The sequence below is a fragment of the Kribbella polygonati genome (genome assembly GCF_050320105.1).
GTDB lineage: Bacteria > Actinomycetota > Actinomycetes > Propionibacteriales > Kribbellaceae > Kribbella.
In genome coordinates, this window is sequence record NZ_CP190129.1 from 3,850,557 (window position 1) to 3,873,524 (window position 22,968).

The window sequence follows — 22,968 nt, forward strand, 5'->3', positions numbered from 1 at the left end:
ACCGTCACGGGAGATCCGGGAACCAGATCTTGATCTCGCGGGAAGCGGATTCCTCGGAGTCCGAGCCGTGCACGAGGTTCTCGCGGTTCGAGAGCGAGAGGTCGCCGCGGATCGTGCCCGGGGCGGCCTTGCGGCCGTCGGTGGCGCCGTTCAGGGCGCGGACGACCTCGATCGCCTCGTCACCCTCGAGCACCAGCGCCACCATCGGGCCGCTGGTGACGAAGTCCCGCAGCGGCGGGTAGAAGGCCTTGTCGACATGCTCGGCGTAGTGCTGGTCGGCCATCTCACCGTCGATCGTGCGCAGGTCCATCGCGACGATCGTGAGGCCCTTGGCCTCGAACCGGCCCAGCACCTCGCCCACCAGGCCCCGGCGGACCGTGTCGGGCTTCAGCAGGACCAGGGTTCGCTGCGACATCTGTCAACTCTCTCTCGAAGTAGTCGGGGCGGCCGAGCTTAACTGCTCGTGAGCCTTCTTGGCCGCCTCGATCCGGCGGCCGAGGACGATGGCGGCCACCCAGAAGGCGGCGAAGGCGATCCCGAGGACGAACATCACCGGTACGACGAAGCCGAGCCCGACGGCGCCGACCTGGACCACCGAGCCGAGGACGTATCCGGCCTGGAAGCGGAGCAGCCCGGCCGCGAGCAACGCCAGTACGAAAAGCCCGAGACAGGTCGGGATCGCGATCGCGGGCCGGACGTCCGCGATCGAGATCATCACCGGCGTCACGAGCGCCAGGACCACGGACTCGAACGCGAGCACGATCGAGGCGAGCGACCTCACTTCTCGTCCTTCTGCTTGCGGACCAGCAGCGACCGCGCCTCACCGGCGGTGATGACCGAGCCGGTGATCAGTACGCCGCCACTCCCGAACGCGACCGCACCCTCCTCGGCGAGCCGGATCGCGTCGTCGATCGCGTCGATCAGGTGCGGGCGGACCAGCACCCGCTCCTCGCCGAACACCTCCGCGGCCAGCTCCCCCAGCTCCTCGGCGGGCATCGAGCGCTCGACGAAGCTGTTCCGGGTGCAGACGACCGTCTCCATGATCGGCTCGTACGCCTCGAGGACGCCGTACACGTCCTTGTCCTTCATACAGCCCAGTACGCCGATCAGCGGCTGGAACTGGAACGCCTCCGACACCGCGGCCGCGGTCGCCTCCGCGCCGTGCGGGTTGTGGGCCGCGTCCACGACGATCGTCGGGCTCTGCCGGACGACCTCCAGACGGCCGGGGCTCGTCACCTGCTCGAAGCCCGCCTGCAGCAGCTCGGTGGTCACCCGGCCCTCGGTCTCCGGGCTCGCGCCGAGCAGCGCCTCGACGGCGGCGACCGCGACGGCGGCGTTGTGCGCCTGGTACTCACCGTGCAGCGGGACGAACAGTTCGTCGTACTCCGCTCCGAGGCCCTTGATCGACACCACCTGGCCGCCGACGGCGAGCGTACGGCTGACGACGCCGAACTCGATCCCCTCGCGGGCGACCTGCGCGCCGGCCTCGGCGGCCCTGCGGAGCAGCACCTCGAAGACGTCGAGGCTCTGCTGGGCCATCACGACCGTGCCGCCGGGCTTGATGATCCCGGACTTCTCGCCCGCGATCGTGACCGGATCCGCGCCCAGCAGGTGCGCGTGGTCGACCGCGACCGGGGTGATCACCGAGACCGTGCCGTCGGCGACGTTGGTGGCGTCCCAGGCGCCGCCGAGCCCGACCTCGATCACCGCGACGTCGACCGGGGCGTCGGCGAAGATCGCGAACGCCATCCCGACCATCGCCTCGAAGAACGTCAGCGGGTGCTCCTGCTCGGCGTCCACGACGTCGAGGTACGGCGCGATCTCCTCGTACGCCTCGACGAACCGCTCGTCGCTGACCGGCTCGCCGTCCAGCGTGATCCGCTCCGTCACCTTCTCCAGATGCGGGCTGGTGAACCGGCCGGTACGCAGCCCGGACTCGCGCAGCAGGCTGTCGATCATCCGCGCCGTCGACGTCTTGCCGTTGGTACCCGTCAGATGCACCACCGGGTAGGCCTTCTGGGGGTCCCCGAGCAGCTCGACAAGCCGCCGGACGCGCTCCAGGGAGGGCTCGATCTTGTGCTCCGGCCAGCGCGCCTGGAGTCGTGCCGATACCTCGGCGAAGGAGAGGTCACTCATCAGAACGCCCAGTCTAGGAGGGGGGTGTGGATAACCGGTCGGAGCACCCCTTGACAACCACTAACATTGTGCGCATGAGCCAGACGTCCCGCGTTCCAGACAAGCCCAGCCTCGACGGCCTCGAGGAGAAGTGGGCTGCCGTATGGAAGGAGCAGCAGACCTACGCCTTCGACCGCACCGCCGAGCGTGCCGACGTGTATTCCATCGACACGCCGCCGCCGACGGTCTCCGGGTCGCTGCACGTCGGGCACATCTTCAGCTACACCCACACCGACCTGGTCGCGCGGTACCAGCGGATGCGCGGCAAGAAGGTCTTCTACCCGATCGGCTGGGACGACAACGGCCTGCCGACCGAGCGCCGGGTGCAGAACTACTACGGCGTCAAGTGCGACCCCTCGCTGCCGTACGACCCGGACTTCACGCCGCCGGCCAAGCCGGACCCGAAGAAGCAGCTCCCGATCTCCCGGCAGAACTTCGTCGACCTGTGCGGCGAGCTCACGCACATCGACGAGCAGGCGTTCGAGGCGATGTGGCGGCAGGTCGGCCTGAGCGTCGACTGGTCCTACCTCTACACCACGATCTCCGAGGACTCCCGGCGTACGTCGCAGCGCGCCTTCCTGCGCAACTTCGCCCGCGGCGAGGCGTATCTGGCCGAGGCGCCGACGGTCTGGGACGTCACGTTCCAGACCGCGGTCGCGCAGGCCGAGATGGAGGCCCGGCCGTATCCGGGCGCCTACCACCGGGTCGCGTTCCACGGCGCCGACGGGCCGGTCTACATCGAGACCACCCGCCCGGAGCTGATCCCGGCCTGCGTCGCGCTGATCGCGCACCCGGACGACGACCGGTACAAGCACCTCTTCGGGACGACGGTGAAGTCGCCGCTGTTCGGCGTCGAGGTCCCGGTCCTGGCGCACGCGGCCGCCGAGATGGACAAGGGCGCCGGCATCGCGATGTGCTGCACGTTCGGCGACCAGACCGACATCCAGTGGTGGCGCGAGCTGCAGCTCCCGGTCCGCACGGTCATCGGCCGCGACGGCCGGTTCCTGCGCGAGACCCCGGCCTGGCTCGAGGACTCCGCCGAGCTATACGGCGAGCTGGCCGGCAAGACCGTGTTCAGCGCGCGCGAGCTGGTCGTCGGCAAGCTGCGCGAGAGCGGCGAGCTGGACGGCGAGCCGACGAAGACCGAGCGGATGGCGAACTTCTACGAGAACGGTGACAAGCCGCTCGAGATCGTCTCCACCCGGCAGTGGTACATCACGAACGGCGGCCGCGACGCCGGCCTCAAGCAGGAGTTCCTGGACCGCGGCGACGAGCTCGCCTGGGTCCCGGAGCACATGCGGCACCGCTACCTCAACTGGGTCGAGGGCCTGAACGGCGACTGGCTGATCTCCCGCCAGCGGTACTTCGGTGTCCCGTTCCCGGTCTGGTACCCGCTGGACCAGGACGGCGAGCCGGACTACGCGCACCCGCTGATGCCGTCCGAGGCTGAGCTGCCGATCGACCCGACGTCCCAGGCGCCCCGCGGGTACGACGAGTCCCAGCGCGGCAAGCCGGGCGGGTTCGAGGCCGACCCCGACGTGATGGACACCTGGGCGACGTCCTCGCTGACGCCGCAGATCGTCTGCGGGTGGGAGCGGGACGACGACCTGTTCCGGCGTACCTTCCCGATGGACCTGAACACGCACGCGCACGAGATCATCCGCACCTGGCTGTTCTCCCGCGTCGTCCGCGCGCACTTCGAGAACGGCACGCTGCCGTGGGCGCGGTCGATGATCTCCGGCTTCGTCGTCGACCCGGACCGGAAGAAGATGTCGAAGTCCAAGGGCAACGCGGTCGTGCCGTCGGAGATCCTGGAGAAGTTCGGCTCGGACGCGGTCCGCTGGCGGGCGGCGATGGCGCGGCCGGGGCTGGACTCGCCGTTCGACGAGTCGCAGATGAAGGTCGGCCGGCGGCTCGCGATCAAGGTGCTGAACGCGTCGAAGTTCGTCCTCGGGTTCGGGGCGACGACGGTGGACGCCGCGGCGGTCACGGAGCCGATCGACCTGGCGATGCTGCAACGGCTGCGCTCGGTCGTGGCGGACGCGACGGCGGCCTTCGAGCGGTACGACTACACCGGGGCGCTGGAGATCGCGGAGCGGTTCTTCTGGACGTTCTGCGACGACTACGTCGAACTGGTGAAGGAGCGCGCGTACGGCGGTCAGGGTGCGGCCCCGGCTGCGTCCGCGAAGGCCGCGCTCGCGGTGGCCTTGTCGGTGCAGTTGCGGCTGCTGGCGCCGTACCTGCCGTTCGCGACCGAGGAGGTCTGGTCGTGGTGGCAGGAGGGTTCGATCCACCTGTCGGCGTGGCCGACGGTCGAGGACGACCTGGCGGTGGCGGACCAGGAGGCCGAGGTCCTGGACGCGGTGTCCGAGGTGCTCGCCGGGATTCGCGGCGCGAAGTCCGAGGCGCAGGTGTCGATGAAGACCGAGGTCTCGAAGGTCGAGGTCACCGGTCCGGCCGCACGGCTGTCGCTCGCGGAGCGGGCCGAGCCCGACCTGCGCGCTGCCGGGCGGATCACCGGCGAGATCGTCTGGAATGCCGATGAGTGCGACGCGGTCAAGGTCGTCGCGACACTCTGAGTCGCTGTCGCCGGGTGCCCGCCTTCCGCTTGGGAGGCGGGCACCTGTGCGTTCGGCTACCCTGCGGGGCCAGCTTGTTCCGATGTGGAACGATCGGGACGAACCACCAGCCGCACCCCGTGACCCGCACGTCCGAGGAGCCACCAGATGACCGACCCCACCACCCCGCTGCACCCCGCCCCGGCGGACCCCCAGCCCCATGCCGACCCCACCACCGACGACACCACAGAACTCCCCGCCGTCCCCGCCGAGCCCAGCCCGAGCGGAACGCCGACAACCGCCGACAACACAACCGCACCCGCGACCACGTCCCCCACGACCGCGAGCGCCGACGACGAAGCACCTGCCAACGCAACCACCACCAACGGCGCGAGTGCGGACGCAGCCGGTGCGGAGGCCGACGTGACCGGGGCGTCAGCAGACGTGAAGGACACAGCTGGCACGCCCGATGGGACGGCGACGGACGCGAAGGGCGCCGTCGCGGGTGGAGCGGCGGACGCGACGCCGCAGAGCGCGGGCAGCACAGGCGGAGCCACAAGCACACCCCCGACGAACGCGACCGCCGACGGACCGCCTCCTGCCGACGGGACCACCGCCAACGGTGCGGGCGCAGACGACGCGGCTGGAGCGGCGGACGTGAAGGGCGTGAGTGCGGCGGCGGGTGGGACGGGTGCGGACTCGGGTGGAGCGGCGGATGTGAAGGGCGCGGGTGGAGCGGCGGGCGGGACGTCGCAGGGTGCAGGTAGCACAGGTGGAGACGCGAGCGCGCTGTCGACGAAGGCGACCGGCGACGGAACGGCGCCTGCTGGCGGGACCTCTGGCGACGGTGCGGGGGGCGACGACGCGACCAGAGTGGCGGCGGATGGGAAGGGGGCGGCTGGGGCGGTCGGTGGTGGGGAGAAGAAAAAGAAGGGGTTGCGGCGGGTTCGGTTGAGTGGGGCTTGGTTGACTGTTGGGGGGGCGGTGGTGTTGCTGGTGGTGTTTGCCGTGCTGGGGTACGTGTGGGGACTCGGGCCGATGCAGCGGTTGAACACGAATCGCGCGATCAACCCGCCGGCGAAGCTTGCGGGGCTGGATCGGATTACCGACAAGGGGATTCGCGACCAGCTGCAGCTTGATCAGACGCGGGAGGCGCTCAGCCGGATCAACAACGGCAAGCAGGCGACCGTCGAGGCGTACGGCACGATCGACGGCAGCCGGATGTACGTGATCATCGCGCTCCGCGGCAAGGTCGACATCGACAAGACCGTCGCCGACGCCGGCGCCACCCCGGACAAGATCAAGCACGTCGGCAACAGCACCTGCGTGGAGGCGAGCGGCAACCTCCCCACCCAGTGCTACCGCGGCTCCAACACCCTCACCGTCATAGCCCAGTCCGCCAACGAAGGCGTCCCCGTGGACCAGGTGGCCCCGGTAGCCGAAGAAGCCTTCAAAGCCATGCGCTGAACCCCCTGGCTGAAACTTTCTAGGTGAGGAGGCCGGCGATGAGGAGCATGGTGGGGATGGAGAGGAGGGTGCTGAGGAGTACGGCGCTGCGGGCCAGGGGGCGGCTGGCTCGGTAGTGGACGGCGTAGACGTAGACGTTCTGGGCGGTGGGGAGGGCTGCCAAGAGTGTGGGGGCCAGTAGGGCGGGGCCGTGGAGGTCCAGGAGCCAGCGGGCGACGGTGTAGGCGATGAGGGGTTGGGCGACCGTCTTCAGGGAGACGGCCAGGACGACGTCGCGGCGGAGGGTGATCGAGTCCTTGGTGCCGGCGCTGAGGCTGAGGCCGTAGGCGATCAGGGCGACGGGTACGGCGGCCGCGGCGAGCAGGTCGATCGGGCGCATGAACGGGTCCGGCAGGTGGACGCCGAGCAGGGACACGAGGAGCCCGAGCAGGGACGCGACCGTGAGTGGGTTGCGCAGCGGGCGGGTCAGGACCGTCTTCAGGTCGACGCGCCGGCCACTCCCCTGGCGGTCCCCGTCGAGTACGGCGAACGCGATCGGCGCCATCACCAGCACCTGGAACAGCACGATCGGCGCCACCAGCGCGCCGTTCCCGAGCACGTACGCCGCGACAGGTACGCCGAGGTTGCCGGCGTTCACGTACGACGAGGCGAGCACCCCGATCGTGGCCTGGGACCGGGTGCGCCGCCACAGCACCACCGCGATCAGCAGGAACACCACCTGCACCACGAACAGGCTGACCAGGTTGGTGACCAGTACCGCCGAGAAGATCGACCGCAGGTCGGCCCGCGCGACGGTGGTGAACAGCAGCGCGGGCGTGGCGACGAAGAACGCCAGCCGGGAGAGCACCAGTTCGTCCTGGGAACGCAGTACGCCGGCGACGCCCACGACGTACCCGAGGACGGCCACCGCGACCAGCGCCGCGAAGGCGCCGATGACGGCCGACATCTCAGGAACTCAAACGGGTGGGCACGCGGTCGATCGTAGGGGCAAACGCTGTCCGAGGGGCCGGGCCGCTCACTCGCTGGACGGTGACGTGCGGCACCTCATGATGATGCCCTCGACCGTACTGCGGAACTGCTCGCGGTCACCCTCCGGAATCGGCTCGGTCAGCTGGCCGAGCGCCTCGCCCATGTCGGAGTGGAACGCGGACGCCGCCTGCCGTCCCGCCTCGGTGAGCGTCACCCGGACCGCCCGCCGGTCCCCTGGTACGGCGGACCGCACCGCGAGCCCGCGCTTCTCGATCCGGTCCATCAACCCGGTCAGCGCGGCCTTCTCGACGCCGAACAGCTGCGCCAGCTCCGCCATCCCGCGCGGGCCGCCGATCAGCACGCACAGCAGCTTGGCCTGCACCGGCGTCAGCTCGTGCCGCTCCGAGACGGTGGCGTAGATCCCCTGCACGAGCGTCATCAGCTGGATCAGCCCGGTCCCGGTGTCCAGCCGCTCCGCCCATGTCTCGCTCACGGCACTACGGTACATGGCATGTATGGTTAATCATGCGTACAGTACGTGGCATTAACCATCTTGGAGGACCGATGTCATTCAACGACGAGGAACTCGACTACCTGCGGACCCAGCGGATCGCCCGGATCGCCACGGTCGGCCCGGACGGACAGCCGGACGCGGTACCGGTCGGGTTCGAGTACGACGGCACGCACCTGTTCATCGGCGGCCTCGACCCGGCGAAGACGCGGAAGTACCGCAACGTGCGGGCCGGCAACACCAAGGTCGCGGTGATCCTCGACGACCTGCCGTCGACGGATCCGTGGGTGCCGCGGTACCTGCGCATCTACGGCACCGCCGAGACCGTCGAGCGGACCGGGCAGTTCGGCCCCGGCAAGTACCTGCGGATCACGCCGACGACCTCGTGGAGCTTCAACCTGGAGGGCAAGCCGTTCGGCCACGGCGACCAGGTCACCACCAACCGCACCGTGCACACGGCACCATGAGCTTCGACACGAAGGCCGGCACCCGCGGCTCCTGGCAGCCCCGCGGACGACTGCTGCACTGGGCCAACCTGCTCGTCAACCGCCGGATCCGCCGCGGCCGGAACACGAAGTTCATGGGCTTCGACGCCCTCGTACTGCGGACCGTCGGGCGCAGGTCCGGCGAGGAACGGTTCACGCCGCTCGGCTGGTTCCCCGCGCCGGACGGCAGCCGCCTGATCGTGGCCGCGGCGGCCGGGGCGCCCGGCAACCCGGCCTGGTACTACAACCTCGCCGCACACCCGGACGACGTACGGATCGAGGTCGGCGGCGAGACGCTCGCCGTCCGCGCCGAGCAACTGCACGGGGCGGAGCGCGAGGAGGCGTGGCAGCTGATCGTCGCAGCGGCGCCGCGGTTCGCGGACTACCAGGTGAAGACGGATCGGGAACTGCCGGTGATCCGGCTGATCGCCCGCTAGTACCTTGAGGTCATGAGTCGCGTGCTGCTGCTGGCGGTGATGCTGCTCGGTACGGCGGGATGCAGCGGTGGCGGGCCGAAGGAGCCCGCCACCACCGCGCCGTCGCGCATCACCGTGTCCAGTCCGGCGTTCCACGACGGCGGCTCGATCCCGGTCGAGTACACCTGTGACGGCGCCGGCACCTCACCTCCGCTCGCCTGGAGCGGTACGCCGGCCGACGCCAAGGCGCTGGCGATCGTCGTCGACGACCCGGACGCGCCGAACGGCACCTTTACGCACTGGGTGCTCCTGGACCTCGACCCGAAGACCACGTCCCTCGCCGCGGGCAGTACGCCGGCCGGCGCCGTCCAGGCCGCCAACTCGGCCGGCAAGTCGTCGTACTACGGCCCGTGCCCTCCCAGCGGCACGCACCACTACCGGTTCACCGTCTATGCGTTGTCCAAGGCAACCAATCTCGCGGCCGGTACGAAGCTCGCCGACGCACTGAAGGCGATCGACAGCAACGCGATCGTGCGCGGACGCCTGACGGCCGTCTACCGACGTCAGTAACCGTTGCCGTACCCGCCACCGGAGGACGACGAAGGTGCCGGCGACGGGGCCGCCGCACCAGACGTGGTCGCAGCGTGCCAGGTGAAGCTCATGCCGGAGAAGTTGTCGGACACGTTGTTGCCCTTGGCCTGGCCGCTGTTGTCGAGCTTGAAGCTGTACAGCGGTTTGCCCTGGAAGGTCAGTTGATCCGCGCCGGTGTCGGAGCGTTTCATCGTGCCCAGCCCGCTGACCGTCTTCGCGTCGGCGGCGGTCCCGGTCGCGGGCACCCAGATGTCCAGGCAGCCGCCGGTGCACTTGATCGTCCCGCCGGCCTCCTGGTCGGCGAAGTACAGCGTCTTCCCGGAGGCGTCGACCAGCGTCTGGCCGACGCCGCTGACGTCCTTCACGGACACGGCCGCCGCCGCTCCGCCCCCGGCGGCCGGCGGCGAACTGCTGTTGCTGCCGCCGCACGCGGCCAGCGTGCCGACCGCGGCTACGGTTGCTCCTAGCAACAAGATCGTGGTTTTCATCAGGATCTCCTCTCACCCGCAGATACGCGCGATCCGGCCGCCAGGTTCAGATTGAACCGTTTTCCGCCACCGGACGTAGTTCGAGGGTGTGGATGACGACACGGTGATCCGCGCGCTGTACGACAGGTACCGGCGGCCGCTGTTCGGGTACGTGCTGCGCTCGGTGGGCGACCGCCAGTACGCCGAGGACATCGTGCAGGAGACGATGACCCGCGCTTGGGCGCACGCCGCCGAGCTGGACCCGGACCGGGCCGGCCGCTGGCTGTTCACGGTCGCCCGGAACCTGGTGATCTCCGGCCGCCGCAAGCAGGGCGCCCGGGTGACGGAGGTGCCGATCGACGACCGTGAGTTCCCGGCGCTCGGCGACGACATCGACCGGGTACTGCAGGTCTGGCAGGTGATCGACGTACTGCGGGGGCTCAGCAAGGACCACCGGCAGGTGATCGTCGAGCTGTTCTACCGGCGGCGCACCGTCAACGAGGCGGCTGCCGTCCTCGGCGTACCGCCGGGGACGGTGAAGTCGCGCAGCTACTACGCGCTGCACGCCCTCCGCGCAGCGCTGGAGGAACGAGGAGTGACCGGCTCATGACGTGCCCTGAGACGACGTCGATCGGCGCCTACGTGCTCGGTGCGCTCGAGGCGTCGGAACGGCACGCGGTCGAGGAGCACCTGGTGACGTGTACGGCGTGCCGCGAGACGTTGCTGCAGTTCGCGCACCTGCCGGGTCTGCTGCATGCAGTACCCGTGGAAGACATCGAGATCGACCAGCCGGAGCCTGCGCCGCTCCAGCTCACCAAGAAGCGGCCATGGTGGATGCTGGGAGCCGCAGCGGGCGCCACGGTGACTGGACTTGTCAGCTGGGCCTTGGTAAGTGCACCGGCCTCGGCAACGTGGACCGCAACGAACGGCGTCGGTGGGATCGACACCACGGCCAAGCTGGTCAGCCGCAACTGGGGTACGGACATCCAGCTTCGGATGACCGACCTTAAGCCGTACGAGCACTGCATGCTGGTCGTCCACGGCCGCGACGGGAGCACCCAGATAGCGGGCTGGTGGGCAGCCAACCGGAGCTACCAGGCCAACGTCCCAGCCAGTACGTCGATCCCCCTGCAGGACATCACCCGCCTCGACGTGGTCGACACCGGGGACACCGTACTCACCACGGTGTCCCCGACGACGCACTGATTCACCAACTGTTGTTGGAGATGCCCGTGCCCAGCATGACCTGGTCATAGGTGTTGCCGTCGTTGTCGTCCGTGTAGGCGACGGCCACTTCGGCGTACGGCGAGACCGCGACCGCCATCTGCTCCTGCCGGCCCGTCGTGACCGAGCTGAGCTTCTGAGCGGACAAGCGGCCGATGTCGGTGCCATCGGTGCCGAAGCCGCGGACCCAGACGTCAGGGTCGGCGCCTTGGACCGTCCAGCCGACCACGGACTGCGCCTGGTCGTCGATGCCGATCGACGGAGCCGTGCCGCCGGCGGCGACCTCCGTGTCGGCGTAGCGCGCCGTACCGGCCGGTGTGAACGAGCGGGTCCAGACGCCCGGCGTACCGGTGTGGTCGGACTCCCAGGCGACGGCGAAGTCGCCGTTGAAGTCGGCGGCGACCGAGGCGTGCGTCTGCTGACCACCTCCGGAGGCGTTTGCGGAACGGCGTGACAGCGTTGCTGCACCGTTCGTACGAGCCAGCCGGATCAGGCCGATCTGGTAGTAGCCGTTGCCGTCGGCGTCGTCGTCCCACACGACTACGGCGTCCCCCGATGCGGACACGGCTACGTCCGGGTTGTGGTGCTGGCCGGTCGTTGCTGAGGCCGACACCTCCCAGGCGCGGGTAGATGGCCCTGTGAAGCCAGCAGCTTTCACGGTGGCCTGTGCGCCGGTCTGGATGTCCTCCCAGACCACGGTGAACGCGACCGCGGCACCAGCGGGTGCGCCGTCGGGGTCTACAGCGACACGGGGGCTGATCTGCTGACCAGTGGCGCTGCTGTTGGCGTTGCCGGACGCCGTGACGGTCCCTGCTGTGTTCACGACGCGGTACGGGATGTTGTAGTACCCGTTTCCGTCCGGGTCGTCCTGCCAGACCACCACGGCGTTGCCGTTGTCGTCCAGGCCGACGTCCGGGTGCAGGTGCCGCCAGTTCGTCACGCCGGTGTCGCCGCCCGCGGACAGCTTCTTCTCGTACACAGCCGTGCCGTTGCGGAACAGACGCAGGTAGATCTCGCTGTGGACGTTGTCCGTCGCGTTGTCAGTGTCGCGGTCGTCCTCCCAGACCACGGCGACGTACCCGTTCTTGTTGATCGCCACGGAGGCGTTGTCCTGGTCACCGGTCGACACACTGTTGGCTGTTGTCCACGTAGGTGCAGCAAGATGCGCAGACGCAGTAGCCGTCGTGCAAACCAGCCCAGCAACCACGAGCACAGCACTAACAAGACTCTTTCTCATGAGACGTCACACCGCCTGCAGGCCGGGGTGGCCCTCTTGGACCACGAACGACTTCACGGTCGCGGCAGCGGCGCCGTGCTCGGAAACCTTTGCCACGTTGCGGAAATCGGCCCGCAGCTCCGTCGGGCTGACCGTCGCCCGCACGTACCCACGGCGGTTGTTGTAGAACTTCAGCCACGGATTCGTACCCACATCAGGCACCGTGGTGGACCCGTCCCCGTCACCGCTGGAGGTCACAGAGCTGGTCACCAGCTCCGTGCCGATCGTCGCAGAGCTCGCGGTGTTGTAGTCGGCCTTGAGATCGCTCGCCCAGGCCCGGTGCACGTCCCCGGTCAGTACGACGGGGTTGCGGACGGACCGGTCCACCCAGCCCTGCTGGATGCGCGCCCGCGACGCCCGGTACCCGTCCCACGAGTCCATGCTCGCCCCGGTCGAGTTGAACCGGCGCGCGAAGAACACCTGCTGCCCGATGATGTCCCAGGTCCCCAGATGCTGCCCCAGACCGTCCAGCAGCCAGCTCTCCTGGGCGTTACCGGGCAGACTGCGCGATGCGAGGTCCGCGTCCGAGCACACCTTCCAGCCGTCGCCACAGGCCTGGTCGTTGCGGTACTGGCGCGTGTCGAGCATGTGGAACGTCGCCAGGCTCCCCCAGCGCAGCCGCCGGTACAGCTGGATGCTGTTGCCGCTGTTCACCTGCGCAGGCCGCAACGGCATGTTCTCGTAGTACGCCTGGTACGCAGCGGAGCGCCGTGCGGTCCACTGCGCCGCGGTCAGCGCAGGCGTGTTGTTCTCGCGGATCGTCCCCGCGTAGTTGTTCTCCACCTCGTGGTCGTCCGGTACGACGATCCACGGCGCGGCGGCGTGTGCCGCCTGCAGGTCCGGGTCGGTCTTGTACTGCGCGTACCGGCGACGGTAGTCCGCGAGCGACACGATCTCGCTGCCGAGGTGCAGCCGGGTCCGGCCGGCGGTCGCGCCGTACTCGTAGATGTAGTCGCCGAGGTGCAGGATGACGCCCGGGTTCTCCTCGGCCATCCGGCGGTACACGGTGAAGTAGCCCTCCTCGTAGTGCGAGCAGGACGTGAACGCCATCAGCAGGTCGCGGCCGACGGCGCCGACGGCGGGCGTGGTGCGGGTCCGGCCGACCGGCGAGATGTGGCCCTGCGCGCGGAACCGGTAGAAGTAGTCGGAGTCCGGCGCGAGGCCGCCGGCGATCACGTGCACGGCGTGCGAGGCGGCGTACTGCGCGGTGACGGTGCCGGCGGCGACGAGGGTGGCGAACGTGTCGGTCGTCGACACCTGCCAGTCGACGGCGACGTCGGCGTTCGCCATCCCGCCCTGGCCGTCGGCGTTGGTCGGCGACGGGGCCAGGCGGGTCCACAGGACGACGCTGTTCGCGTCGGGCTCGCCGGACGCGATGCCGAGCTGGAACGGATACGGGACGGCGGCGGTGGCGGTGATCACCGACGACTGGGCAGCGGCTGGAAGTACGCCGGCACCGGCCGCGGCGAGTCCGCCGAGAACAAGGGTCCTGCGACTGATCGGGCTCATGAGCCTCACCTTCACGAATACTCAGGGCGGTGGGTCCCCGCGGAGGTCGAACGTTCGGTGACCATTCGGGAACCTTGAGTGTGTGCGGTGCATTCGTGCCCATGATTGCGCAAAACCGGTAACTTTCCTACAGGACGAGGATGAGCAATACCAGAGCAGGCACTCCCTCGAGCAGCGTGTTCAGCCAGAGCCGGCGTTCGGTCGCCAGCAGGACCAGCGCGAGGAACACGTGCTGCCCGGCCGTGAACGCGACCAGCGCCTCGCCCTGCGGAACCTGTCCCGACCGCGCGAGTACGACGCCGAGCACCAGCGCGATGGCTGTCGTGAGGTTGTAGAAGTTAGCTGGTCAGGTGGTAGTTGCTAGTTGGCCAGGTTGCAGGAGGTAGTGGATAGGTTGCGAGCGAGCAGCACGGCGATGACGGACGCGAGCACCTGCGCCGCCGTACTCATCGAAGTTCGACCCCGTGGCGCGCCGCGACCTGCCCGAGCGCCGCGTAGTCGGTCGGGTCGGCGCCGGCCAGCTCCGCGAAGAACGCGCCCATCCGCCCGGTCTGGCTGATGGTCAGGAACTTGGCCGTCGGCGTCAGCACCGAGAACGTGTTCAGCGTCCCGGCCGGGATGCTGATCGAGGCGCCGGGGCCGAGGTCGTAGCCCTGATCGTCAGCCTGGACGAGGATCCTGCCCTGCAGGACGTAGAACGCCTTGCTCCACGCCTCCCGGTGCGGCGGCGCCGCGTCGGCGCGGGGCGCGTCGATCTCGAACACCTCGTACTGACCGGCGGTGTGTTCGGTGCCGATCTTCACGGTCACGGTCGCGTCCGGGGCGGCGTACTCGACGCCGGTGCCCGCGCTACTGAGATGCACTGTCTCGCTCATGAAACCTCAAGCTAGGAGGCGCCGCGGCGGCCGCCCATCCCCTGCGAACAGGCCCTCACAACAGACCGAGATCCCCACATTTACGGGATAGGCGGCAACGGTCCGGCGGCGCATACTGAGCCCATGTGGGAGGGCCGGGCGCGGGCCGCGCGCCGGGACATCGCGGCACTGGCGACGGCGGGGATGGGCGTCGCCGAACTGCACGCGGCCGCGATCGAGGTGGTCGAACGGATCGTCGGCAGCGAGCTGACCTGCTGGGCGGGCATCGACCCGGCCACGCTGGTGATCAGCTCGATGACCAGCGGCGCGGCCCGCATCCCGGTGGAGTACGAGCCACGGCTGGCGGAGACGGAGTACGCCGGCACCGTGCCGAACTCGTTCGCCGAGCTGGCCCGTACGTCGCACCCGGTCGCGCGGCTGTCGGACCTGCCGCACCGCGAGGTGGTCGGGCACCGGCGGCTGAACGAGGTGTGGCGGCCGCTCGGGATCGAGCACGAGGTGCGGACCACGTTCGTGGTCGACGGGGACTGCTGGGGCGCGGCCGGGTTCGTCCGCAGCGGGCCAGACTTCAGCGACCGGGAACTGGAGTTCCTCGGCTCGGTGGCGCCGGTGGTCGGCGCGGCGACCCGGGTCGCCGTCCGGACGGACGCGCACGGGTACCGCGGCGGGGTCGGGCCGTCGATCGTCGTCACCGGACCTACTGGTACGCCGCGGGCGATCACGGCCGCCGCGCAGACCTGGCAGGACGAGCTCGGGCAGCGGTTCGACGTACTGCTGAAGGCCGTCGTGACCGGGACCAGGGCGGCGCCGTCCGGCACGTTCCAGGCGCGGCTGCAAACGCCGTCCGGCGGCTGGATCCTCATGCAGGGCAGCCGATTGATCGGCGACGACGAGGAAGTCGTGGTGACGATCGAGCCCGCGTCCGGGCGGCACCTGCTCGGGATGCTGCTCGCGGCGTACGGGCTGACCACCCGGGAGCGGGAGATCTGCCTGGAGGTGATCGCCGGGCACAGCACCGCCGCGATCGCCGACCGGCTGGCGATCTCGCCGCACACCATCCAGGACCACCTGAAGGCGGCGTTCGCGAAGGTCGGCGTCCGCAGTCGCGGCGAACTGGTCGCGACCCTCAGGCCGGAGTGAGCTGCTTGCGATAGGTCCCCGGCGGTACGCCGAAGTCGCGCTTGAACGCCTTCGCGAACGCGAACTCCGACGTGTACCCGATCTGTTTCGCCACCGTGGCGAGCGGCTGGTCGTGGTCGCGCAGCAGCCGCGCCGCGGTCGTCATCCGCCAGCGCGACAGGTACGTCAGCGGCGGCTCCCCCACCGCCTCGGTGAACCGGCGCGCGAACGCCGCCCGCGACAGCCCGACGTCCGACGCCAGCTCCGCCACCGTCCACGCGGCACCGGGCTTCTCGTGGATCAGCTCCAGCGCCTGGACGACAGCCGGATCCGTCAGCGCCCGCGCCCAGCCGCGGTCCGTCGGGCAGTCGTGGTCCTCCATCCAGGCCCGCAGGATCAGCACGAGCAGTGCGTCCACCAGCGCCGGTACGACGGCCGCCGCCCCGGGCCGCTGCGCGTCGAGCTCCTCCCCCAGGATGCTGATTGCCGTATGCAACGTTCGGTGCCGCCCGGGGTCCGCCGGTACGACGGCAACGTCCGGCAGCCGGGTCAGCACCGGGTGCGGGCGCTCGCGGTCCAGCCGGTACGTCCCACAGAGCAGCAACGCCCGCGCACCGTCCCCCTGGGGCGGCTCCTCGACCGACGGGTCGAACGGGACGACCGGCGAGTCCGGGTGGTCGACGAGCGCGTGGTCCAGGCCGCGCGGCAGCAGCACCGCGTCCCCGGGACCCAGCGGAATCGGTGAACCGTCCGGCGGCAGCAACCACGCCGTACCCTGCAGCACGAGGTGGAAGGTGGCGCCGGACGAGTGCGCGAAGCCGAGGCCCCACGGACCCCGGACGACCGTCCGCCCTGAGGTCGCGGGACCGGTCTTCATCGCGGAGACGACATCGGCGAGCACATCCATACCTGCATCATACGCGCCGTGATCAAGACGATCGGACATAAACCAGCGCCTGATGGACATAGATCCGCTCGCAGCCCGCGTCTACTGTCGGTGACAGACATCAACTGAGAGGGAACACCGATATGAGCATCGTCGTCACCGCAGCAACCGGCCACCTGGGCACTCTCGTCATCGACGAGCTGCTGCGACGGGTCCCCGCCGCAGAGGTCGTCGCGGTCGCGCGGAACGCGGAGAAGGCCGCCCCGATCGCCGAGCGCGGCGTCGAGGTGCGGATCGCCGACTACAACGACCCCGAGGCCTTCGCGAAGGCGTTCGGGGCGGGCGACACGGTGCTGCTGATCTCGGGCATGGACCCGAACCGCCGCGACCAGCACCGCATGGTGATCGCCGCCGCGAAGGACGCCGGGGTCGCCCGCATCGCCTACACCAGCGTCCTCGGCGGGCAGGAGGCCGACTTCGAGCTGGCCGCCGACCATCTCGCGACCGAGCAGGCCGTCCTCGACTCGGGACTGCCGTACACCTTCCTGCGCAACGGCTGGTACAACGAGGTCTACACCGACCAGATCGCCGGACAGCTCGCGCACGGCATCATCGGCAGCGCCGGCGACGGGCGGATCGCCTCGGCGGCCCGGCGCGACTACGCGGCCGCCGCGGCCGTCGTACTGACCGGTGACGGCCACGAGAAGAAGGCGTACGAGCTGAACGGCGACGTGTCCTGGACGATGGCGGAGTACGCCGCCGAGGTCGCGCGGCAGTCCGGCAAGGACGTTGCCTACCGCAACGTACCGTCCGAAGAGCACGCCCGGGCGCTGACGGCGGCCGGCGTCCCCGCGCCGTACGTCGGGGTGCTGCTCGACATCGACGGCGCGGTCGTCCGCGGCCTGCTGGGCTCCCGCGGCAGCGATCTCGCCGGGCTGATCGGTCGCCCGACGACGCCGGTCGCCGACTCGATCGCCGCCGCGCTCAAGAGCTAGCGACCAGCCTGTTCCGCTGCTCTCCCAGCCCGTCGGCCCAGGTCCGGAGCTCGTCGCCTGCCTTCAGGTACCGCGGCGGCTTCTGGCCCGCGCCGACGCCGGCCGGCGTACCGGTGCTGATCACGTCACCCGGGTACAGGGTCATGAACTGGGAGATGTAGTGCACGAGGTACCCGACACCGAAGATCATCTCGGCGGTGGAGCTGTCCTGCAACGGCTCGCCGTTGACGTCGAGCCCGAGCTTGATCGCCTGCGGGTCGGGGACCTCGTCGGCGGTCAGGATCCACGGGCCGAGCGGGCAGAACGTCGGGCAGTTCTTGCCCTTGTCCCACTGACCGCCGCGCTCGAGCTGGAAGTGCCGCTCGGACACGTCGTTCACCAGCACGTACCCGGCGACGTGCGCGAGCGCCTCCGCCACGGAGTCGAGGTACGCCGCCGTACGCCCGATCACGACGCCGAGCTCGACCTCCCAGTCCGTCTTCTCGCTCCCCCGCGGGATCACGATGTCGTCGTACGGGCCGACCACGGTGTCGGGCACCTTCAGGAACAGGATCGGCTCGGCCGGGGCTGCCTGCCCGCCCTCGGCCGCGTGGTCGGCGTAGTTGAGGCCGACACACACGATCTTCCCCGGGTCGAGCGGCGCCGCCAGCCGCACGTCTGCGAGGTCCACGGTGGCACCGTCCGGCAGTTGCACTCTGCCGTCGTCGTCGAGGACTGCGTCGCGCAGGCCGTCCGGAGTGTGGATCCGGAGCTGTCTCACTTGTTCCTCCATCCAGAGTTCTTCGCCCAGTTCAGGTACGCGATGCCCAACGCGTGCGAGCCTTGCACGGGTTGCAGTTGCACCGCGTCGTACACGCGCAGCGACTGCTGGTAGATCAGCAGGTCCTGCTCGGCGTACTCGCCCCAGCGCGCGCACTGCACCGCGTTGGCCGGTACGGCGTCCCCGGTCCCGTCGAGGCGGAACCAGACCTCGTTCGCGGACCGGATCAGCTTCTGCGTAAAGGTTTTCGCGAACGCCCCCACGTCCGTCGCCGGCCCGCCGTCGATGCCCGCGTCGTACGCCGCGTGCACGAACTCGGTACTGATCGCCGCGTGGCTCAGGTCCTCGACCTGCGTGGACGCCGGGTACGACGGCGTGTACTCGGAGATGCCCGCGGTCTTCGGGTAGCCGGCGTACAACTGGCTGTACGGCGGCCAGTACGTCCACACGTAGGCGCCGTCGACGGACCGCAGCGCGGGCTGGTACGACGTCAGCAACTGCTGGACCCGCGTCTTGTACTCCGGCTTCTTCATCACGCGGTACAACTCGATCATCACCTGGCCGAGCGCCTGGCTCTGGTTGTACGGCTGGATCGTGCCGTCGAACGGGATCGGCGCGCCCTTCGGCCACAGGTAGTTCCCGTTCCCGTCCCACTCCGGGTCGTGGAACGCGACAGCCTGGACCGCCGCACCGAGAACCTCTCTCGCGAACTTCTGGCGTGACCTGAGCTTGGACGACTGCAGCACCATCCGCGCGTACCGGGCCAGCGGGAACGCGATCATCCCGGTGTGCACGGCGAAGACGTAGTACTGCGACTGGAAGGTGATCGTGCCCGCCGCCGGTGCGGGCGCCGCGGCCGGGGTGTCCCGGAGATCGGCCGCCGTCCAGCGCAGCCCGGCGTTGTAGGCGTTGTTCACCGCGGTCACGACGTACGCCGGGGACGCCGGGTCGAGGTCGACGTTCCGCAGTGTCACGACCGAGGTGGTGCCCGGGTTGCGGAGGACGAGGGTGAAGGTGCTGCCGGCAACGTTCGACACCTCGGCGGTCGACTCGGCCGACCGGGTGCCCGCCCAGCGCAGCTGGACCGCGGGCTTGCCGGTGCCGTCGGGCAGTACGGCGTGACCTGCGGTGTAGTTGCCCGCCGTACGCCAGACCTTGCCCGAGCGGCCCGCGTAGTCGACGACGTGGCGGGCATGGTCCGTGGTCCGCATCAGGAGCCGGGCCCGGTCCTCGAACGTGCGTAGGTAGCGCTCGTCCTGGTAGGCCTCGTACATCCGGAGCAGGCTGAGCCCGAAGTAGGACTCACCCCAGGCGTACACGCCGGCCTCATTGTCCTGCGGGTTCGAGGCGAGGTAGCCGGCCTGCGCGACGTCGAAGGCCTGCGGCGAGTCGTAGACGAGTGGGTCGGCGGATGCGATCGACGGAAGGCCTGCCCAGGCGGCGATGCCGCCCGCGGTGGCGCCGAGGACGAAGGTGCGGCGGGAGGGTTGCATGAAAGCCTCACAAAGGTCGGGGCGGATCAGCCTTTGACGGCACCGCCCATGCTGTTGAGGATGCGTTTCTGCAGCAGGAGGAAGACAGCGATGACAGGTACCAGCGAGATCACCGTGCCGGCCGCGAGCCCCCGGACATCGGTACCGGCGACGCCGCTGAGGTAGGCGATCCCGAGCGCGATCGGGAACTTGGACTGGCTGGTCAGCACGACCAGCGGCCAGATGAAGCTGTTCCACACCGAGACGAATCCGAGGATCGCGAGCACGGCGTGGGTCGGGCCGACGATCGGCACGCAGATCCGCCAGAAGATCTGGAACTCGTTCGCACCGTCCACCCGGGCGGCCTCGACGACCTCGTCCGGGATCTGCGCGAACGCCTGCCGGAGCAGGAAGATCCCGAGCGAGGACAGGATCGCGGGCAGGATCACCGACGCGAACGTGTCGGTCAGCCCGAGCTGGCTCATCACCAGGAACCGCGGGATCAGCATCAGCTCGCCGGGCAGGAACATGATCGACAGGAACAGCAGGAAGAACACCCCGCGGCCGCGGAACGCTATCCTGGCCAGCGGGTACGCCGTCAGCGCCGACACCACGAGGTACACCGGGACCGTGATACCGACGTAGATCACCGAGTTCAGCAGGAACCGCGCGTACGGGATCGTCGTCCAGGCCTCGCGGAACCAGGTGCCGACGGGCGGCCGCGGGATCAGGTCCGGCGGGAAGCCGAACACGTCCTGACTGGCCGGTTTCGTGGCAGCGCTGAGCAGGATCAGGAACGGGCCGACGAACAACGCCGCGACCGCGACGAGCAGGACGTACCAAGCAATCCGACGGCTCATCAGACGTCCCTCCGCCGGGTCACCAGCAGGTTGAATCCGGCGAGGACGATCATGATCGCCCATAACAGCAGGCCGACCGCGCTCGCATAGCCCATGTCGTAGTCCTGGAAGGCCTTCGACCAGATGTAGTAGCCGAGCGTCAGCGTGGCGTCGAGCGGACCGCCACGGGTCAGCACGTACACGGACTCGAACGCGCGCATCGCCTCGAGCATGCTGAGTACGAGCGTCACCGCGAACGTCGGCCGCAGCGCCGGTACGACGACGTACAGCAGCCGCTGCCACGCCCCCGCGCCGTCGATCGTCGCGGCCTCGACCTGGTCGGACGGTACCGCCTGGAGTCCGGCCAGGTAGATCATCATGAACAGGCCGGCGTTCTTCCACGCCTCCAGCAGAACCACGGTCGGCAGCGCCCAGTGCCGGTCGAGCAGGAAGTCCGTCGGGCCGGCGCCGAACAGACCGAGCAGCCAGTTCACGACGCCCTCGCGGTTGAAGACGTACCGCCAGGCGACCGCCACCGCGACCATCGACGTGATCACCGGCAGGTAGTAGAGCATCCGGAACGCCTGGATCGCGCGCAGCTTCAGGTTCACCAGCATCGCCAGGAACAGCGGCGCGACCACGGTCAGCGGCAGGAACATCAGCACGAACAGCAGCGAGTTCCGCAGCGCGATCCAGACCCGCGGGTCGTGCACCAGGTGGACGAAGTTGTCCAGGCCGGAGAACCGCACCGGATGCACGATGTCGTAGTCCGAGAACGCCAACTGGATCGCGATCACCGCCGGCCAGGCGAACATCGCGGCGTAGCACAGCAGCCCGGGCAGCATGAACACGTACGGCGTGTACCAGTGCTGACCGACGACGCGGCCCTTCAGACCCGGCATACATGCTCCTTGTGTCTGAAACCTGGCTTTCAGACCGGAACCGTAGCGCACGACTTAGGCCGCTTGGAAGCGCTAACTCCAGAAAATTTCAGGCTTCTTCCGTTGACTCTGGCGAGCTGATGGCGAACACTCTGATGTCTGTAAGTCAGGTTTAGGACATTCCGTTCTGAGGAGCCAATGATGGCCCGACTCCGACTCGCACTCGTCGCCACCCTGGTACTCGCACTGGCCGGCTGTGTCTCCGGCAGTCCGGCCGGCGGCGGCGACCAGAAGCAGTCCGGCGACGCGTACTCCGGTGACGTCGAGTGGTGGACGATCAACCTGCAGAAGAACTACGGACCGGACATCCAGAAGTGGATCGACGCGTACCAGAAGGACCACCCGGACGTGCACATCAAGTGGGTGGACGTGCCGGGGCAGGACATCACCACGAAGCTGCTCGCCGCGCTGGCCAGCGGCAAGGTCCCGGACGTCGTCAACTTCACCTCCGCGACCACCGGGTTGTTCGGCTCCTCGATGGCCGACCTGAACTCGCTGTTCAGCAAGGAGGACGTGGCGGCGTACCTGCCGAACCTCTCCGACCCGTTGGTTGTCGACGGCAAGCGGATCGCGATCCCCTGGTACAACGGCGGTACGTCGCTGTCGTTCTACAACAAGGATCTGCTGTCCAAGGCCGGGTTCGACCCGGCGAAGCCGCCGGCGACGTACGACGAGGCGCTCACGCTGGCCACGAAGTACCACGACGCGACCGGGAAGTCGGCCACGAACTTCATGGCGTACTCGAGCGTGGTGCAGGCCGACGGGGTGAAGCTGCTGTCCGACGACGGCAAGACGGCCGCGTTCAACACGCCGGAGACGCTGGCGTTGCTGGAGAAGTTCAAGAAGCTGTTCGACTCGGGCGCGATCGCCCCCGGCAGCCTCGGCGAGAACCAGCGGGACCTGCCGCAGTCGCTGGAGAACAAGCTGATCGCGTTCAACCCGGCCGCGGTGTCCAGCTCGCTGCTGAACGTGCAGAAGAACGCGCCCGCGGTCTACTCCTCGATCGTCGTCGGCCCGCCGGTGACCGGTGCCGACGGCAAGTTCTACATGCCCGGCCAGCAGGTGATGGGGATCCCGGCGAAGTCCAGCCATCAGGCGGCTGCGGCCGCGTGGCTCAAGTACGTCGCGGCGCCCGAGCAGCAGCTCGCGCTCTGCAAGCTGGTGCCGATCTACCCGTCCTCGGTGAAGGCGCTCGAAGATCCGTTCTTCACCGACATCACCGGGACGACGCCTGCCGACCAGGCCCGGAAGATCCTGCTCGACACCTTCAAGCAGAGCGTGGACGCGTCGATGGGTTCCGGGAACGACGAGCAGCTGCGGCAGCTGTTCGACGACCAGGTCCGGGCGTACATGTCCGGGACGAAGACCGCTCAGCAGGCACTGGACGCCGCCGAGAAGGCCTGGAACGACACACTGGCGAAGGGCAAGTGACT

The 22,968-nt window shown here is 69.2% G+C and carries 25 protein-coding genes; 10 read left to right on the forward strand and 15 right to left on the reverse strand.

The window, feature by feature from the left end; translation table 11 throughout:
• Positions 1-4: 4 nt before the first annotated feature.
• Genes ndk through ACQHIV_RS18295 form a run of 3 tightly spaced genes read right to left on the reverse strand, consistent with a single transcriptional unit; the run spans position 5 to position 2,136 of the window.
• Positions 5-415, reverse strand: coding sequence for a nucleoside-diphosphate kinase (gene ndk / locus ACQHIV_RS18285; protein ID WP_427895867.1), 411 nt, complete (start codon positions 413-415; stop codon positions 5-7).
• Between the two features lie 3 nt (positions 416-418).
• Positions 419-781: a DUF4233 domain-containing protein gene (locus ACQHIV_RS18290; protein WP_427895869.1), complete on the reverse strand. Its 363-nt coding sequence runs from the start codon at positions 779-781 to the stop codon at positions 419-421.
• The gene (locus ACQHIV_RS18295; RefSeq protein WP_427895870.1) at positions 778-2,136 is read right to left on the reverse strand and encodes a bifunctional folylpolyglutamate synthase/dihydrofolate synthase; all 1,359 of its coding nucleotides are present in this window, start codon (positions 2,134-2,136) and stop codon (positions 778-780) included. The genes ACQHIV_RS18290 and ACQHIV_RS18295 overlap by 4 nt, the downstream gene beginning before the upstream one ends.
• Positions 2,137-2,210: 74 nt before the next feature.
• Here ACQHIV_RS18295 and valS point away from each other — a divergent pair, with 74 nt between their 5' ends.
• Complete coding sequence (valS, locus tag ACQHIV_RS18300) at positions 2,211-4,754, forward strand: valine--tRNA ligase (RefSeq protein ID WP_427895872.1); 2,544 nt, start codon at positions 2,211-2,213, stop codon at positions 4,752-4,754.
• A gap of 147 nt (positions 4,755-4,901) precedes the next feature.
• A complete protein-coding gene (locus ACQHIV_RS18305) occupies positions 4,902-6,200 on the forward strand; it encodes a hypothetical protein (protein ID WP_427895873.1) in 1,299 nt (432 codons plus the stop codon).
• A gap of 19 nt (positions 6,201-6,219) precedes the next feature.
• On the opposite strand, the gene ACQHIV_RS18310 is transcribed toward ACQHIV_RS18305, so the two are convergent.
• Positions 6,220-7,146 (reverse strand): AEC family transporter, encoded by a 927-nt coding sequence (locus tag ACQHIV_RS18310; RefSeq protein ID WP_427895875.1) that lies wholly within the window; start codon positions 7,144-7,146, stop codon positions 6,220-6,222.
• Between the two features lie 69 nt (positions 7,147-7,215).
• Positions 7,216-7,662 carry a MarR family winged helix-turn-helix transcriptional regulator gene (locus ACQHIV_RS18315; RefSeq protein ID WP_427895877.1) on the reverse strand — a complete coding sequence of 149 codons (447 nt, stop codon included), beginning with the start codon at positions 7,660-7,662 and terminating at the stop codon, positions 7,216-7,218.
• Between the two features lie 71 nt (positions 7,663-7,733).
• Here ACQHIV_RS18315 and ACQHIV_RS18320 point away from each other — a divergent pair, with 71 nt between their 5' ends.
• Genes ACQHIV_RS18320 through ACQHIV_RS18330 form a run of 3 tightly spaced genes read left to right on the forward strand, consistent with a single transcriptional unit; the run spans position 7,734 to position 9,151 of the window.
• Positions 7,734-8,147: a PPOX class F420-dependent oxidoreductase gene (locus ACQHIV_RS18320; RefSeq protein WP_427895879.1), complete on the forward strand. Its 414-nt coding sequence runs from the start codon at positions 7,734-7,736 to the stop codon at positions 8,145-8,147.
• On the forward strand, positions 8,144-8,602 hold the full coding sequence (locus ACQHIV_RS18325; RefSeq protein ID WP_427895881.1) for a nitroreductase/quinone reductase family protein: 459 nt from the start codon (positions 8,144-8,146) through the stop codon (positions 8,600-8,602). Before ACQHIV_RS18320 ends, ACQHIV_RS18325 begins: the two co-directional genes overlap by 4 nt.
• A gap of 12 nt (positions 8,603-8,614) precedes the next feature.
• Positions 8,615-9,151, forward strand: coding sequence for a YbhB/YbcL family Raf kinase inhibitor-like protein (locus tag ACQHIV_RS18330; protein WP_427895883.1), 537 nt, complete (start codon positions 8,615-8,617; stop codon positions 9,149-9,151).
• Here ACQHIV_RS18330 and ACQHIV_RS18335 read toward each other — a convergent pair.
• Positions 9,145-9,660: a hypothetical protein gene (locus tag ACQHIV_RS18335; protein ID WP_427895885.1), complete on the reverse strand. Its 516-nt coding sequence runs from the start codon at positions 9,658-9,660 to the stop codon at positions 9,145-9,147. The two genes, ACQHIV_RS18330 and ACQHIV_RS18335, sit on opposite strands and share 7 nt — an antisense overlap.
• Before the next feature lie 88 nt (positions 9,661-9,748).
• Here ACQHIV_RS18335 and ACQHIV_RS18340 point away from each other — a divergent pair, with 88 nt between their 5' ends.
• A complete protein-coding gene (locus ACQHIV_RS18340) occupies positions 9,749-10,249 on the forward strand; it encodes a sigma-70 family RNA polymerase sigma factor (RefSeq protein WP_427895887.1) in 501 nt (166 codons plus the stop codon).
• The gene (locus ACQHIV_RS18345; RefSeq protein ID WP_427895889.1) at positions 10,246-10,845 is read left to right on the forward strand and encodes an anti-sigma factor family protein; all 600 of its coding nucleotides are present in this window, start codon (positions 10,246-10,248) and stop codon (positions 10,843-10,845) included. Before ACQHIV_RS18340 ends, ACQHIV_RS18345 begins: the two co-directional genes overlap by 4 nt.
• Before the next feature lies 1 nt (position 10,846).
• Here ACQHIV_RS18345 and ACQHIV_RS18350 read toward each other — a convergent pair whose 3' ends face one another.
• The 4 genes from ACQHIV_RS18350 to ACQHIV_RS18365 all read right to left on the reverse strand — a co-directional run bounded on the left by ACQHIV_RS18350 (position 10,847) and on the right by ACQHIV_RS18365 (position 14,523).
• The gene (locus tag ACQHIV_RS18350) at positions 10,847-11,992 is read right to left on the reverse strand and encodes a hypothetical protein (RefSeq protein ID WP_427895891.1); all 1,146 of its coding nucleotides are present in this window, start codon (positions 11,990-11,992) and stop codon (positions 10,847-10,849) included.
• 114 nt (positions 11,993-12,106) lie between these two features.
• Positions 12,107-13,648, reverse strand: coding sequence for an alkaline phosphatase D family protein (locus tag ACQHIV_RS18355; protein WP_427895893.1), 1,542 nt, complete (start codon positions 13,646-13,648; stop codon positions 12,107-12,109).
• Positions 13,649-13,775: 127 nt separating this feature from the next.
• Positions 13,776-13,955 (reverse strand): hypothetical protein, encoded by a 180-nt coding sequence (locus ACQHIV_RS18360; RefSeq protein ID WP_427895895.1) that lies wholly within the window; start codon positions 13,953-13,955, stop codon positions 13,776-13,778.
• Positions 13,956-14,094: 139 nt separating this feature from the next.
• Entirely contained in the window at positions 14,095-14,523 is a 429-nt protein-coding gene (locus tag ACQHIV_RS18365; RefSeq protein WP_427895896.1) for a cupin domain-containing protein, read from the reverse strand.
• Between the two features lie 123 nt (positions 14,524-14,646).
• Between ACQHIV_RS18365 and ACQHIV_RS18370 the strand changes: the two genes are divergently transcribed.
• Positions 14,647-15,663, forward strand: coding sequence for a helix-turn-helix transcriptional regulator (locus tag ACQHIV_RS18370; RefSeq protein WP_427895898.1), 1,017 nt, complete (start codon positions 14,647-14,649; stop codon positions 15,661-15,663).
• Here ACQHIV_RS18370 and ACQHIV_RS18375 read toward each other — a convergent pair.
• Entirely contained in the window at positions 15,650-16,549 is a 900-nt protein-coding gene (locus ACQHIV_RS18375) for an AraC family transcriptional regulator (RefSeq protein ID WP_427895900.1), read from the reverse strand. The genes ACQHIV_RS18370 and ACQHIV_RS18375 overlap by 14 nt on opposite strands.
• A 122-nt stretch (positions 16,550-16,671) precedes the next feature.
• Between ACQHIV_RS18375 and ACQHIV_RS18380 the strand changes: the two genes are divergently transcribed.
• Positions 16,672-17,523, forward strand: a complete 852-nt coding sequence (locus ACQHIV_RS18380) for an SDR family oxidoreductase (protein ID WP_427895902.1) — start codon at positions 16,672-16,674, stop codon at positions 17,521-17,523.
• Here the strand turns inward: ACQHIV_RS18380 and ACQHIV_RS18385 are convergent.
• From ACQHIV_RS18385 to ACQHIV_RS18400, 4 genes are read right to left on the reverse strand one after another with little or no spacing between them, the layout of a single operon-like run.
• Positions 17,513-18,283, reverse strand: coding sequence for a fumarylacetoacetate hydrolase family protein (locus ACQHIV_RS18385; RefSeq protein WP_427895904.1), 771 nt, complete (start codon positions 18,281-18,283; stop codon positions 17,513-17,515). The genes ACQHIV_RS18380 and ACQHIV_RS18385 overlap by 11 nt on opposite strands.
• A complete protein-coding gene (locus ACQHIV_RS18390; protein ID WP_427895906.1) occupies positions 18,280-19,776 on the reverse strand; it encodes a hypothetical protein in 1,497 nt (498 codons plus the stop codon). Before ACQHIV_RS18390 ends, ACQHIV_RS18385 begins: the two co-directional genes overlap by 4 nt.
• A gap of 26 nt (positions 19,777-19,802) precedes the next feature.
• Entirely contained in the window at positions 19,803-20,615 is an 813-nt protein-coding gene (locus ACQHIV_RS18395) for a carbohydrate ABC transporter permease (protein WP_427895908.1), read from the reverse strand.
• Entirely contained in the window at positions 20,615-21,496 is an 882-nt protein-coding gene (locus ACQHIV_RS18400; protein WP_427895910.1) for a carbohydrate ABC transporter permease, read from the reverse strand. The genes ACQHIV_RS18395 and ACQHIV_RS18400 overlap by 1 nt, the downstream gene beginning before the upstream one ends.
• Positions 21,497-21,676: 180 nt before the next feature.
• On the opposite strand from ACQHIV_RS18400, the gene ACQHIV_RS18405 reads away from it, so the two are divergent.
• Positions 21,677-22,966: an ABC transporter substrate-binding protein gene (locus tag ACQHIV_RS18405; RefSeq protein ID WP_427895912.1), complete on the forward strand. Its 1,290-nt coding sequence runs from the start codon at positions 21,677-21,679 to the stop codon at positions 22,964-22,966.
• The last annotated feature ends 2 nt before the right edge of the window (positions 22,967-22,968 follow it).

Excerpts from the sequence above, each read along its gene's own strand:
- ACQHIV_RS18400 (WP_427895910.1), bottom strand. The coding sequence starts at position 21,496 with ATGCCGGGTCTGAAGGGCCGCGTCGTCGGTCAGCACTGGTACACGCCG.
- ACQHIV_RS18325 (WP_427895881.1), top strand. The coding sequence starts at position 8,144 with ATGAGCTTCGACACGAAGGCCGGCACCCGCGGCTCCTGGCAGCCCCGC.
- ACQHIV_RS18345 (WP_427895889.1), top strand. The coding sequence starts at position 10,246 with ATGACGTGCCCTGAGACGACGTCGATCGGCGCCTACGTGCTCGGTGCG.
- ndk (WP_427895867.1), bottom strand. The coding sequence starts at position 415 with ATGTCGCAGCGAACCCTGGTCCTGCTGAAGCCCGACACGGTCCGCCGG.
- ACQHIV_RS18295 (WP_427895870.1), bottom strand. The coding sequence starts at position 2,136 with ATGAGTGACCTCTCCTTCGCCGAGGTATCGGCACGACTCCAGGCGCGC.
- ACQHIV_RS18370 (WP_427895898.1), top strand. The coding sequence starts at position 14,647 with ATGTGGGAGGGCCGGGCGCGGGCCGCGCGCCGGGACATCGCGGCACTG.
- ACQHIV_RS18335 (WP_427895885.1), bottom strand. The coding sequence starts at position 9,660 with ATGAAAACCACGATCTTGTTGCTAGGAGCAACCGTAGCCGCGGTCGGC.
- valS (WP_427895872.1), top strand. The coding sequence starts at position 2,211 with ATGAGCCAGACGTCCCGCGTTCCAGACAAGCCCAGCCTCGACGGCCTC.
- ACQHIV_RS18405 (WP_427895912.1), top strand. The coding sequence starts at position 21,677 with ATGGCCCGACTCCGACTCGCACTCGTCGCCACCCTGGTACTCGCACTG.
- ACQHIV_RS18380 (WP_427895902.1), top strand. The coding sequence starts at position 16,672 with ATGAGCATCGTCGTCACCGCAGCAACCGGCCACCTGGGCACTCTCGTC.
- ACQHIV_RS18375 (WP_427895900.1), bottom strand. The coding sequence starts at position 16,549 with ATGGATGTGCTCGCCGATGTCGTCTCCGCGATGAAGACCGGTCCCGCG.
- ACQHIV_RS18390 (WP_427895906.1), bottom strand. The coding sequence starts at position 19,776 with ATGCAACCCTCCCGCCGCACCTTCGTCCTCGGCGCCACCGCGGGCGGC.
- ACQHIV_RS18310 (WP_427895875.1), bottom strand. The coding sequence starts at position 7,146 with ATGTCGGCCGTCATCGGCGCCTTCGCGGCGCTGGTCGCGGTGGCCGTC.
- ACQHIV_RS18355 (WP_427895893.1), bottom strand. The coding sequence starts at position 13,648 with ATGAGCCCGATCAGTCGCAGGACCCTTGTTCTCGGCGGACTCGCCGCG.
- ACQHIV_RS18365 (WP_427895896.1), bottom strand. The coding sequence starts at position 14,523 with ATGAGCGAGACAGTGCATCTCAGTAGCGCGGGCACCGGCGTCGAGTAC.
- ACQHIV_RS18305 (WP_427895873.1), top strand. The coding sequence starts at position 4,902 with ATGACCGACCCCACCACCCCGCTGCACCCCGCCCCGGCGGACCCCCAG.
- ACQHIV_RS18320 (WP_427895879.1), top strand. The coding sequence starts at position 7,734 with ATGTCATTCAACGACGAGGAACTCGACTACCTGCGGACCCAGCGGATC.
- ACQHIV_RS18395 (WP_427895908.1), bottom strand. The coding sequence starts at position 20,615 with ATGAGCCGTCGGATTGCTTGGTACGTCCTGCTCGTCGCGGTCGCGGCG.
- ACQHIV_RS18330 (WP_427895883.1), top strand. The coding sequence starts at position 8,615 with ATGAGTCGCGTGCTGCTGCTGGCGGTGATGCTGCTCGGTACGGCGGGA.